A 632-nucleotide genomic window follows, 5' to 3' on the forward strand; every position below is an offset into this window, starting at 1 on the left:
CGAAGCGAAGTCTTGGTGTCTGCGTGAGATCCCCAAGCTGTTTGCCGGCAGATAGTGATGAAGACGCTCCTCCCGTTAACGGGAGGAGCGGGAAGATTAATAGGAGAAGGGTTTCGGATCGGGTCCGAAGCGATTGTTGCCTTCGGTGCCGCGCTGGCAGTTAAAGATCAGGATCACCAGCCAGCCGATGACCGGGATCAACAGCAGCAATAGCCACCAGGCCGAACGATCGGTGTCATGCAGACGGCGAAATTGCACCGCCCACCACGGTAAAAAGACCAGTACGCCATAGATAGTGGTCAGAATGCCTTCGCCGCCAGCCCGCTGCCAGCCCAGCATTTTATCGATGATGCTCAATACGCCGGTCAGGATGAGGTTGACCAGAATAAACATCCAGTACTCTTTGCGCCGCGCACGGCCGCCAAATCCTATATAGTTTTTTAATACCTTGAGATACCAGTCCATTTCTACGCCTCAATTAACCGTCAATCACTTGTTTTTTAAGCGATCGCAATAAGAATAGACGTGAATGAATGGTGGGTAAATATCTGTTTTCTGAATTATTGGGCGCCATCACTGGCGCCCGACAGATCAACGGAAGCGCTGATCGCGACCGTGCGGTTCGTTGAGAT

The 632-nt window shown here is 52.1% G+C and carries 1 protein-coding gene; it reads right to left on the reverse strand.

Features of this window, described 5'->3' with window-relative positions:
* Positions 1-96 precede the first annotated feature (96 nt).
* Positions 97-465, reverse strand: a complete 369-nt coding sequence (locus HGP29_RS28455) for a DUF805 domain-containing protein (protein WP_002917923.1) — start codon at positions 463-465, stop codon at positions 97-99.
* Positions 466-632: the final 167 nt, after the last annotated feature.

It is taken from the genome of Flammeovirga agarivorans, from assembly GCF_012641475.1.
GTDB classification, from domain to species: Bacteria; Bacteroidota; Bacteroidia; order Cytophagales; family Flammeovirgaceae; genus Flammeovirga; species Flammeovirga agarivorans.